At 62.5% G+C, this 11,449-nt stretch carries 8 protein-coding genes; 4 read left to right on the top strand and 4 right to left on the bottom strand.

Features of this window, described 5'->3' with window-relative positions; translation table 11 throughout:
* The first annotated feature begins 10 nt into the window (after positions 1–10).
* Positions 11–568 (top strand): transposase, encoded by a 558-nt coding sequence (locus tag P1T08_01330; GenBank protein MDF1594727.1) that lies wholly within the window; start codon positions 11–13, stop codon positions 566–568.
* 59 nt (positions 569–627) lie between these two features.
* Positions 628–1,197, top strand: coding sequence for an ABC transporter permease (locus tag P1T08_01325; protein MDF1594726.1), 570 nt, complete (start codon positions 628–630; stop codon positions 1,195–1,197).
* A 14-nt stretch (positions 1,198–1,211) separates the two neighbouring features.
* Here P1T08_01325 and P1T08_01320 read toward each other — a convergent pair whose 3' ends face one another.
* Positions 1,212–3,578: a glycerol-3-phosphate 1-O-acyltransferase gene (locus P1T08_01320; GenBank protein MDF1594725.1), complete on the bottom strand. Its 2,367-nt coding sequence runs from the start codon at positions 3,576–3,578 to the stop codon at positions 1,212–1,214.
* Between the two features lie 136 nt (positions 3,579–3,714).
* Between P1T08_01320 and P1T08_01315 the strand changes: the two genes are divergently transcribed.
* Both P1T08_01315 and dtd read left to right on the top strand, forming a co-directional pair.
* Positions 3,715–4,185: a cyclic nucleotide-binding domain-containing protein gene (locus tag P1T08_01315; GenBank protein ID MDF1594724.1), complete on the top strand. Its 471-nt coding sequence runs from the start codon at positions 3,715–3,717 to the stop codon at positions 4,183–4,185.
* A gap of 9 nt (positions 4,186–4,194) precedes the next feature.
* The gene (gene dtd, locus P1T08_01310; protein MDF1594723.1) at positions 4,195–4,647 is read left to right on the top strand and encodes a D-aminoacyl-tRNA deacylase; all 453 of its coding nucleotides are present in this window, start codon (positions 4,195–4,197) and stop codon (positions 4,645–4,647) included.
* Position 4,648: 1 nt separating this feature from the next.
* On the opposite strand, the gene P1T08_01305 is transcribed toward dtd, so the two are convergent.
* The 3 genes from P1T08_01305 to P1T08_01295 are packed head-to-tail and all read right to left on the bottom strand — an operon-like array spanning position 4,649 to position 11,407.
* Entirely contained in the window at positions 4,649–5,290 is a 642-nt protein-coding gene (locus P1T08_01305) for a DsbA family protein (GenBank protein MDF1594722.1), read from the bottom strand.
* A 46-nt stretch (positions 5,291–5,336) separates the two neighbouring features.
* The gene (locus P1T08_01300) at positions 5,337–8,414 is read right to left on the bottom strand and encodes an ATP-dependent DNA helicase (GenBank protein MDF1594721.1); all 3,078 of its coding nucleotides are present in this window, start codon (positions 8,412–8,414) and stop codon (positions 5,337–5,339) included.
* Positions 8,411–11,407, bottom strand: a complete 2,997-nt coding sequence (locus tag P1T08_01295; protein MDF1594720.1) for an ATP-dependent DNA helicase — start codon at positions 11,405–11,407, stop codon at positions 8,411–8,413. The genes P1T08_01300 and P1T08_01295 overlap by 4 nt, the downstream gene beginning before the upstream one ends.
* Positions 11,408–11,449: the final 42 nt, after the last annotated feature.

Here is an 11,449-nt window from a genome sequence, read left to right as displayed (position 1 = left end):
GGATTCTCCCATCCCGCCCTCTCAACACAGTGATACACCTACACGACCCGTCTCACGAAACGTTGACACAGAGGGGAACGAGACGGTCGGTCATCGAGGCAGAAAAGACGACCCGCTCTATCGGGCACGGAGACTGTTGACCAAAGCCCATGAACGTCTCGACGACCGAGGCGAAGCCAAGCTGCTGGGCCTGCTACGAGCCGGCGACCCCCGTGGTGAAGTGCGGATGGCGTGGCATGCCAAAGAAGTCATCCGCTCCATCTATCAGATCGACGAACCCGACCTGGCCACCGAGTTCGTCACCCAACTCGCAGAAGACCTCCAAGACGAATCATGTCCCCCCGAAGTCAACTCCCTCGGCCGCACCCTCCGACGGTGGCTCGACCACATCGTCGCCTGGCATCAGGCACGGGTGTCGAACGGGCCCACCGAAGCGGTCAACAATCTCATCAAACGGATAAAACGGATCGGGTTCGGGTTCCGCCGGTTCCGCAACTACCGGATCAGAGCCCTCCTCTACGCCGGAAAACCCAACTGGAATCTACTCGCCACCATCACACCCCGCTGAAATCCGATGAGCCGGTTTTCCCCGAAGGGTTCAATCCGATCGATCACTCCGCTCAGGGCATGCTGGTTCTGTTCATGTTTCTGACTTCGTTGACCGCCGCAGACAAGTTGATCTTGTCGCGAACGCTCGGTGTCTCCCGGCGGATGCTTTCGACCCCCACGGGAGCCGGAACCGTTTTGGTGGGTGAAGCGCTTGGACGGTTTGCGATCGCGTTTGCCCAGGGTCTGCTGATCATGATCGGCACCGCGGTCGGGTTCAACATCGACTGGGGAAACATCTGGCTGGCCGGTCTGATCGTGACGGTGTTTGCCCTGGTCGGGACCGGCATCGCCATGCTGGCCGGCTCGGTATTTCGTACTCCCGAGCAAGCCGGATCTTTCGGTGTCTTCGCCGGTCTCATCCTGGCTGCGATCGGTGGGGCCATGGTCCCGTATGAGATCTTCCCGGCGGGCATGCAGACCATTGCCAGAGGAACACCCCACTACTGGGCGTTGCGGGGATTCAAAGACCTGATCTATCGCGAAGGGGGCTTCTCCTCGATCTCACTCGAGTTGAGTGCTCTCCTCGCCTTTGCGGTGGGGCTGCTCGGCCTGGCGGTGTATCGGTTCAAGCGGATTCTGACAGACTGAGCCGGTGAGCGGCTCTACTCGACCGGCACCGGGCCATCCGTTCCCGACCAGACGAGTCCGGCGCGCCGACCGGCGGCCAGTGTGCCGATCGCGTCGACCCGGCGGACGACGTCACGGACCTCGTCGGCGAAGACCTTCCTGTCGGAGTCGATTCCATCGCGTGGCTCGAGGAGGCGACGGTTGCCGGCCAGTCCCAGCGCCGACTTGAACAGCACCTGGGAAACAGATTCAGCCTTCGAGATTCTTCGCTGAAGCCGGTACTGCTCACCGAGCCCCAGGCATTCACTCAGGAATCGCTTGGTATCTATCGGCTCGTCGAACGGCTGTCGCTCGAGCGCGGTCGCCACGACGAGGTACGCCTCGAGGAACGGGCCGAGTGCCCAGTGTGCCCGCAACGGGCGGAGGCGGCCGAGAAGCCGACGGGCTCCGCCCGGACCCTCACCCAAAGCCGTTTCCCACTCGTCGCGGAAGCGGCTCATCTCCTTGCGGACTTCCTCAACGAAGGCTTCCTTTTCTGAGAAGAAGAATTCGAACTTCAACAGGTCACGCAGCCTCATCACCTCTGCCCAGAAGGCGTCGGATGTGTCGACCTGATCCGATTCTGCGGCACGGAGAAGGGCTAGTTCGGCAATCGCTCCTGTGACGAAGTAGTGAACGATGGTGTTGCGGTAGTACGCAGCGGCGAGATACTGCGTTTCCTGAATCCGGTAGACCGGTACCGGCCCCTGATCGAACCGGGTCACGATGTCGTGCTCGCTGAGCCGATCGAGTACTTCTTGCACCTGAATTGTGCCGCCGAACCGAACTCGTTCGGTGATGGGTAACCGGCGGCGGAGGATGTAGCCGACCAATCCTCGCAGCTCTTCACGGATCTCCTCCACCGTCATCGCCCGTTCCTCGTTGGCGAGGAGCGCCAGCGTCACGACCGACGTTGGGGTGATCGGTGTCACCTTGTTCACGCCCCTGAGTGCCTTGAACGCCAGCTTCTGCACATTCAATGAGCGCTCGGTTGGGGAAGCCTCCTGGATGCACTCGGCCTTCATAGAGATGGGTGTGCCGAAACGAACATAGATGTCCCCGTACCGGCGACGGAGGGTGCGGATGGCGCCGATGAGCCATCCCACGCTCTCCGATTGCTTGCCGCTGCCTCGCTGCTCGGCCGCGTACGAACCGACGTCGAAGATCTGGTCGTAGGCGATTGAGGTTGGTATCAGATACACATCTTCTGATTTCCCCCGTGCGTGCGCGTCGACGACGTAGGACAGCATCCCGAAACGGGGTGGAAGCAGTTTGCCCGACCGAGATCTTCCTCCTTCGAGGTACCACTCGAGCGGGAATCGCTTCTCGATCAGGTAGTCGATATAGCTCGTGAGGACGTTTTTGTAGAGCTCGTTGTCTTTGAACGAGCGCCTGATGAAAAAGACGCCTGTACGCCGGATCAGTTGGCCGATCGGGAAGAAGTTGAGGTTGACGCCGCCCGCCGTGTGGTTCGGGGGTAGGTCGTTTTCCCAGAGGAGATACTGGAGAACAAGTCGATCCAGCTGCGACTTGTGCGAAGGGAGAAATATCAGCGGTTGCTCCTGGCCCAGCTCGTACAACGCCCTTATCTCTTGTTCGTCGTAGTGGATGCCCCCATACCCCTGGCGGTAGAGCCAGTGAATGGCATTGGCGATCAAGTCGATGACCAGCGGGGAATGTGATGCGGCGATCTCATGCAAGTAGCGCTGCGACCTTCGGGTAGCGGCCTCGATGGATCGTCCCTCGTGTTCTGCCGCCTTCGCCATCGAGTCAAGGAACTCCTGCGAGCCGGTTAGATCCTCGGCGACGAACTTGGGGACCTTGTAACGGTTGCCGCGCAGCTTGCGTTCTGCCCTTTCGAGTGCCAGCCAAGCCCGATGGGCCACGAATTCTCCCGGCGTGCGCGTTTCCACGGACTCACGGTGAATCGCCAATAGCTCGTCGATCGACGCCGGGTGCCCCATCACGAGCCGGCATCGATCGGGGCTTCTCGAAAGCACGAGGTATTGCCGGATCGGATCCGGGTCGCGTGGATCGCCGAATTTGAGGAGATCGACCAGAGTGACCGAGCGCTTTCCCTTGCGCTCGGGTGGCAGCCACGCAACCCGCAGCGGGACGAGGAGGGCGTCGTCAACCGCCCGTAGACGGCGCTCGAGTGCCGGATCGGTGTGACGGGCGCTCCGGTGCCTGCGGGACGGGGGGAGCCACAGCAGATCGTAGGCGCGTCCATCGGATCGCTGTGCTATCCAGGACTCGACGAATCGGCGTTCCAGCGCCGACGATGCATCACCGAGAAATACCATCGGACGGCCGTCGTCCGGCCAGTCGGGTTCCAACTCGAGGGTCTCTGCGATGCGATCCATTTCCCCGATTGTATTCCCGGGCGGTCCGCCTTCGCTGCCAAGGGTCCAGAGTCTGTTCCGAATACTGCTACATGCCTCTACATCTTCCTCTTCGATGCCCGTACGGTAAGAGGTGAAACAGCGGAGGCTGCAGCCGATGATCGATCTTGTATCCGAACTGGAACGGCAACCGTTCCTGGAAGGTCTCAGCGAAGAGCACCTGAGTTTCCTCTCCAATTTCGTTGACGAGCTGAGCTTCCCACAAGGTGCCATTCTCTTCAGACAAAACGAGCCGGCGATCGACTTCTTCCTTGTCTCGGAGGGTCGCGTTGCACTCGAGATCGAGGATCCCCCGAAGCCGCCGATCGTGATCCAGATGCTCAAGCCCGGCAACCTGCTCGGGATCTCCTGGCTCTATCCGCCCCACCGCTGGCAGTTCACCACCCGGACCGTTGCCCCAACTCGCATGCTGCGGTTTGACGGTGACGCAGTACGTGCTGCCTGCGATGAAGATCACACGCTCGGGTACGACCTGCTGGGCCTGTTCGTCGTCGCCCTCGGGTCACGGCTTCAGGCAACCCGGTTCCAGCTACTGGAGGCCTACCGGAGAAACGGGGGAACTCGGTAGAGTTCCCCCATGCGAGCTGTAATCCAGCGCGTGGCGCGGGCGGAGGTGCGAACCGGCGGCGCCACCGTCGGTTCTATCGGACCCGGTTTGCTGGTGCTGGTGGGTGCCACGGACGGGGATACCGAGGCCGACGCCACGATCCTTGCCGACAAACTGCTCGGGCTGCGGATCTTCCGGGACGAGGCCGGGAAGATGAACAGGTCGGTGGTCGAAACCGGCGGGTCGATCCTGGTGGTGAGTCAATTCACCCTCTACAGCGATTTGCGTCGCGGGAAGCGCCCGTCTTTTGTGGCGGCCGCCGGGCCTGAACTCGCCGAACCACTGATCGAGTCTCTGACCCGGCGGCTGGGAGAGTCGGTTCCGGTCGCATCCGGTCGATTCGGGGCAAAGATGCAGGTCGAACTCGTCAACGACGGTCCGGTGACCATTGTGGTCGAGGTTGCAGGCGGTCGGGTGAGCTAGCTCACCAATCGACAGCCCCTAACTGAATTAGCTCCTCATAGACCGACGGATGGTCGGATTCAATGATCGGAAGTCCCCTTTGCCACCGAATCGTTGTTCCCGGATTGTGGTGCGTTGCGCCGTCTGGCAAGACCACTTGCGGGGAGCCTTCGATGTCGATGTTGGTCGCTTCTTCGAAGTCGGTCATCACAGCCTTGCGGAAGTGGCCATCGTCGAGCGCCTTGGTGAGCTGGTCCACGGGTAGTTGCTCGGTTCGGGCCACCGTCAGGATCTCGCTGCGCATGCTGAGGTCGTGGCCATGCATGAAGAACGCCTTTCGGAGCGCGAAGTCGAGTTGCTCGCCGACTTCCTGACTGAGCGAGTAGCCCCACTTCTGCGCTTCGAATGCGGTGAGGTACGACGTGGGCCACGTGGGATTGTCGTACAAGCTGAAGGCGCTCGACTCGAGTTGTGCTGCCACCGCCAGTTCAGCTCGGGCCTCCTGTTCCGAACGCAAACCGCTTTCAGTCAATTCGAGCGGATAGGCACGGTGCTCGAACATCACTTCGTCCGCCGACAGGTGGTCTCTCATGCGGTGTAGGCGGACGGTGGCGATGTAGGCCCACGGACACCGTAGATCGCTCCAGATTCTCAAGACGGCCATGTCCTACCTCCTTGCCCTGGAACCTAGTCCATCCACTCGACCCTGGTTACTGGTGATCTTTCAACCAGAGGGTGCCGGCGTCACAGAAGCGGGCGAAATCGCAATGCCGGCAAGCCGACGAGGGCGACGCATCCCAAACCTCGTCTGTGATGTTGTCGAGCAGCGTCGTCACATGGTCTCTGGCGTTGTGAATCCACTCCTCGTCCGCCCGTTCGCTCACCGTCTGAAGCCCACCACCGAGATAGGCAAACGTCACGTCGATCGTGCTCGGTCGCTGCAGGGTGAACGGCACTTCGGTAGCGGCCAGGGCATACGCTTCGAGCTGCACCGCCGTGGCGGCGAGTTTGGATGGTGCCCCCGACTTGAAGTCGACGATCTCCCAGTGGCCCGCTTCCGGGGCGTAAACGGCATCTATCCTTCCCCGGATCGTCGACGAGCCGACTCGGAGATCGAATGGGGCTTCGATGAGCAGTGGGGCCGTGGCGGCGAACCTGGATTCGAGAAATGCCTCGAAAGGCCGGGTGCCGGCGGATCCCGCATCCGACGGACCAATGTCGTAAGCATCCTCTGTGAAGTCGTCCAGCGGCACCTCACCTCGATTGTGAAGTTCGATACGGCGATGTATCTCGACACCCCGTCTGGCGGCCGACGAGGGCCTTCGCGGCAAGCGATCAACTTCAGACCAATAGAACCTTTGCGGGCAGATTGCGTACGTGACCAATCCGGTGACCGATGTGAGGAGGGGCTCCGGTCCAACCGGTGGCGGCGTCTCGGGAATCCGGAACAGCTTGTCCTGGTAGTGGTCCACCCGCTCATGGTATGCGCCGGCGACCCCCAGTTGGGTCGCTCGTCGCTCTGCCCACCCGCGATCCTCGCGCATGGCCCGCAGGGCGGCGTCCCATCCATCGGGGAAGACTGGATCGGGTGCGCCGTCGCCCACAGGTTCATATCTGAGCAGTTCGGGCCGGTCCCCGGCTTCGTCGTTTCCGAGGTCTTCCGCGCAAGAAGTCGCAAGCTCGAATAGTTCTCCCGGTTTGACCGCCTGCTTGCGCGGCTCCGGTGACCCGTACCAATGCGCTCCAGACAGATAGAGTCGCTCCTTGGCCCTGGTGGCAGCGACGTAGGCGGTTCTCCACTCCTGTCGATCCGATTGCTCCTTGAGGACCGCCCGTCTGGCGGTGATGTCCATGGACGCTGACAACGATGGGAGGGTGTCGCGGTCCAGGCGCAATTCGTGGGGGAGTACGTGGGCTTTCTCGAAGGGATCTTCGTATGACCTGACCCCCGACGGGAAATTGGACTTGTACGTTGCCGGTATGAACACGATCGGCCACTCCAGTCCCTTCGCCCGGTGCACGGTGAGGAGGGCAACCGCATCTTGACCGCTGAGGCGAGCGGGAGTGAGTTCGTCGCCGTTGCCTTCGACCATCTCATCGAGGTAGTCGAGGAATGCGGGTAGCGAAGGTCTCCCTTCGAGGGGACTCCACTCCTCGGCAAGGTCGAGAAAGCGATGGAGATTGAGCCGGACCGACAGCCGGGAATGATCGGGCATTGCCTCAACTTCTTGCCACGACCCCGTGACCTGGAGTATCCGCCTGGCGAGTTCCACCAGGCTGGATCCCTGGGCGTCCTGAAGCAGGTTGCGGTACTCGGATCGGAAGGCGGTCAACGCCCGGCGGGCCGGCTGCGCCAGCCCGTCGATGTCATCGAGGACGTCGATGTTATCGAGGACGTCGATCGCTTCCAGGAGCGATGGAGTCAGAGCGTCCTCGTGGTCGTCGCCGGCGCGGGTCCATCGGCTGAGGGGGAGTACGTCGGCGAAGCCGAGTCGGTAGCGACTCCCGAGCAGGATGCGTAGCAGCGCGGGCGAGTCGGCGGGATCGTTGAGGATGCGCAGCCAGGCATGCAGATCGACGATTTCCGGGATGGCGAGGAGGCCGCCGATGCTGGCAACCTCAGTGGGTACGTTGCGCTCTTCGAGAGCCTGCTGTACGAGCGTGATGTCCTTGTTCTTGCGGAACAGTGCCGCCATCTGCCGCCATTCGTACCCATCCTCCCTCAGCTCGAGCATCGTATCTGCGATGAATTCGGCTTCGTCGACAGCGGTGCGAGTCCACCGTGTTGCGACGAGGCCGGCACCCGCAGTATCGGCGGCCTCCAGATCGGCGCCCACGTCTCCGCCGGTTCTGGAACGAACGGAGTTGGCAAACTCGATGATGGCCCGGGCGGATCGGCGGTTGATCGTCAGCGAGTACGTTTCGGCCGGCCGCGAGTTGGCGCCTGAGAAGTGGCGGGGGAAGGCTGCGAAGTTCTCGAGCGACGCACCGCGCCACTCGTAGATCGTTTGATCCGGATCGCCGACGGCCGTCACCGGGAAGCCGTCACCGAAGATCTTCAAGAGGAGCTCACGTTGGGCCGGGTTGGTGTCCTGGTACTCATCGAGCAGCACGATCCGGTATCGGGCGCGAATCCGGTTTGCCACGTCTGGATGATCCGTGACGACCTTGTGGGCCAAGCGGACGAGGTCTGCGTAGTCGAGCGTGCCGAGTCGACGCTTCTCGGCTTCGAACCGTGCGACGATATCGGCGAGTTCGGCGCGTTCATCCCACGGTTTCCCCGACTGCCCGGCGGTTAGCCCGACCAAATCCGACGCGGTTGCGAGGTTGTCACCGAGGTCGGCTGCGAGGCGCGCCGGCCTATCGACAATTCCCCGCCAGGTGATGTCCAGGTGTTCGTATATGCCTGCGTTGATCGAGTCGAAGAGCAATTGGCGGGCGAACGTCGGTGTGATGATCCTGGCTTCGTGTTCAACGCCGGCGAGAACCCCGAACTCGCTGAGGATGAGGGCGGCGAACCCGTGATAGGTGTGGATTTCGACATCGCGGCCCGGTTCGACGGTGTCCGCCAGCATCTCGGCGATGCGTTCGCCCAGCTCCTGAGCCGCTTTGTTCGTGAAGGTGATGCCCAGCACTTGTTCCGGTTCGGCCGCTCCGGCTTCGACGAGGTGTGCGATTCGCATGGCGAGAGTCGTGGTCTTGCCGGTGCCTGCTCCCGCGGCAATGCGCAGCGGCCGGACCGGGTATTCGATGATTCTGAGTTGTTCGGGTGTAGGGGTGATAATCATCGGGCGAACGACTCCCGGCCTTCGGGCCATTCGGGACAGGAGATCCGCACGGAGCATCGAGAGCAGGTGACTCCGACGGTCGGTGCCCACTCTTCCTTTGCGATGTTCCGTCCGATCGATGCCATCGTCTCGACTACCACCTCGAGTTCGGCGGGATCCAGTGCAGACCACTGCTGCTTGCGCTTGGCCAGCGGATACCAGAACTCAGCTTCCGCCGGCTCCCCGAACGCGGTCACAGCCTCGTCCGATCTGGCGGCCAACAAGTAGAAAGCCAGTTGAATGGAGGTCGCTGCTTCAGCGGCGGACTTCGGCGAGGCGGTCGTCTTGTAATCGACGATCCGCAGACGATCATCGCCGGTGCGTTCGATGCGATCTGCCCTGCCTCGCCAGGGGATGTCGTCGATCGTCGACTCGAGCGCGTGTTCGAGGAGTACCGGTACTGCGTTCGGGCGGATCCAGGAGGCATACATGTTCCGCAGGAGCCGCTCCGCTCTCTTGTGCCACGCCTCCCGGCGAGCCTTCGGGCCGAAATCAGCAGAAGCGAAGTGCCGCTCTAGGTGCTCGAGGGCGCGTTCGATCGACCCATGCGTCGACTCTCCGGCCACGGCTTCCCGCTCCGTGTCTTCCAGAACATCGTGGATGAGGCGACCGAACGACGCGTATGGACCAGCTTGACCTGCCGCGTTGAGTCGCCGTTCGAGGACGTACTTCCTCGGGCACATGTCGTAGCTCTCCGCCTGACTGGGCGACAATCTGAGGTCCGGTCCGACGATCCCGGAATCCGAGCCTCGTGCCCGCATGCGGGCGAACTGCTCGACGGAACGAATGGCCGGGTTCGGGCGGTTGTGGAGGGTGGTAACCGCGGCGAGGCGACGCGAGGCCGGAATCTCCGGGTCGGCGATCATGCGCCTGAGGTGGGCCTCGGCTTCGGCGGGTGTGACCGGCAGCCGATCCTCAGCATCCATCGGGGAGCCTCTTTCCGGTACCACGTCGAACGATTCGACTCCGATGGCCGATAGGAATCGGCTCGGTCGCCGCTGCGGGTCATCACTTCCGGCGTCCGTGGCAGTCCACACGACTCGCCGGGTTGCTCTGGTCATAGCGGTGTAGGCGAGTCGCATTTCTTCCTGGAGCCGGAATCGACGGGCTGCATGCGGATCCGGATCATGATTGGGAGAGAGCAGGCGGGTTTGAAGAATCGACCGCTGACGGCGTAGGTCGGGCATGACTCCTTCCACGGCGTCCGCGATGAAGACCACGTCGAAACTTAGGCCTTTTGACTGGTGGAGGGTGGTGAGTGTCAGACGTTCGGAGGCATCCCCGGCATAGCGGAGGAGGGGAGTGGCCTCGAAGTCCTCTCGGTCGGCCAGCGCGACGTACTCCGCCAGCGTCAGGTTCGGGTCGCGGGCCTCCTGGCGGCCGAGGACCTGGGTGAAGGCCGCCCACGCTGATCGGAAATCAGCGCGGTCGGGATCGTGAACCAACCCGGCGAACTGGGGGAGTGAGTTCCACAGCGTCCAGAAACCCTGAGCAGCAGACCCGGTGACTGCCCAGTCCGGTGTCTCGATCAGGTCCGCCAACGCATCGGTTCCCGGTACCGAGGAACGGAGGATGGCGGGCCACGAATCATCCGTGCGCAATCGAAGGCGATAGGCGTCCCGCTCGACGCTCAGCGGTACTCCGACAAGGGGGCCCAACAGGAGTCGTCTGACGACTCGATCTGTGTCCAGTCTGCTGCCCATCCCGTCTGGGTGTGCCGCCTGCACGACATCAAAGACGATGCGGATGGCCGGGTGGTCGACCAGGCGGGCATCCGGGAGATCGTGCGAGATTGAGCGGCGTTCGAGTGCCCGCGACAACTCGGGCAGGAAGTGGCGCTTCGACCGGACCAACACGGCCATACGTTCGATGGGGAGTTGCTCTTCGATGTGTAGTCGCTCGACTTCAGAGGCGATCCAGTCGGCTTCTTCCGACTGTTGCCGGAACTTCCGAATTTCAACCCGGCCGCTGTGTGGGGCCGGAACGACAGGCCCGGCCCCACCGGGTAGGTCGCCGCCGGAGGTCAGGCGAACGGCGGCGGACAGGATCTCAGCTGGCACGCGAAATGATGTGGTGAGAACCAGTCGCCTGGCCGGTGTCCCGTCCTGGTCCTTGAACCGATCCGGGAATTCGACGACGTTGTGCAATTCGGCGCCGCGAAACGAGTACACGGATTGATAGGGGTCGGCCGCAACGGTGAGATTGCGATGGTGGGCGGTCAGCCGAAGGAGCATCTCGGATTGGGCGGCCGTTGTGTCCTGGTACTCATCGACGATCACGTAGTGGAACTGCTCTGCGACTTCCTCCTGCACGGCTGGATCCTCGAGGAGATCGACGGCCAGGGATTGAAGAGATCCGTAATCGAGGCGCGCTCGTTTCGAGAGTTCTGTCGTGTACCGGACCAGGAAATCGGGCAACGCCCGCCAGTCGGCCCGATCGGCGGCCAATGCACGAAGCCCGGCATCATCGAGGAGATGCTCACGACTGCGCATGATGAAGTCGGCGACCTCTTCGGCGAAGGTCATCGACCCGAGGAGGGGTCGAAAGAGCACCGGCCATCTCCGCTGGTTTTCCGACGACAGCAGTTCTGACACGAGTGCGACTTGCTCGGGGCCTGTGAGGAGCGAAGGCATGTCGCCCCAGCCGAGTCGCTCCCGTCCATGGTGCTCGAGGAGCCGGAAGGCGAGGGAATGGAAGGTGGAGGCCGGGATCTCGCTGATCGAGCGATCGAGGCGCGCCTGCACACGCGTCTTCAGGTCCGAGGCAGCCCTTCGAGAGAACGTGAGGATGGCCATCCGATCGGCTGGAAGATGGTGGCGTTCTGTGAGTTCGACCACTCGGCGCACGAGGAACTCGGTCTTACCGGTTCCCGGGCCGGCCACCACGATTTGCGGTCCGTCAACGTTCGCGATCGCGTCGGGCCAGTCGTCTGGATCAATCCGCCATTCAGTCATGTTTCCCAGGAGGGTAGGTCGATGCTCAGGCAGCGAGTTGGT

Source organism: Acidimicrobiia bacterium, from assembly GCA_029210695.1.
Taxonomy (GTDB): domain Bacteria; phylum Actinomycetota; class Acidimicrobiia; order Spongiisociales; family JAHEDJ01; genus JAHEDJ01.
The sequence above is the reverse complement of the archived record's forward strand: the minus strand, read 5'-3'. Positions and strand labels throughout refer to the sequence as shown.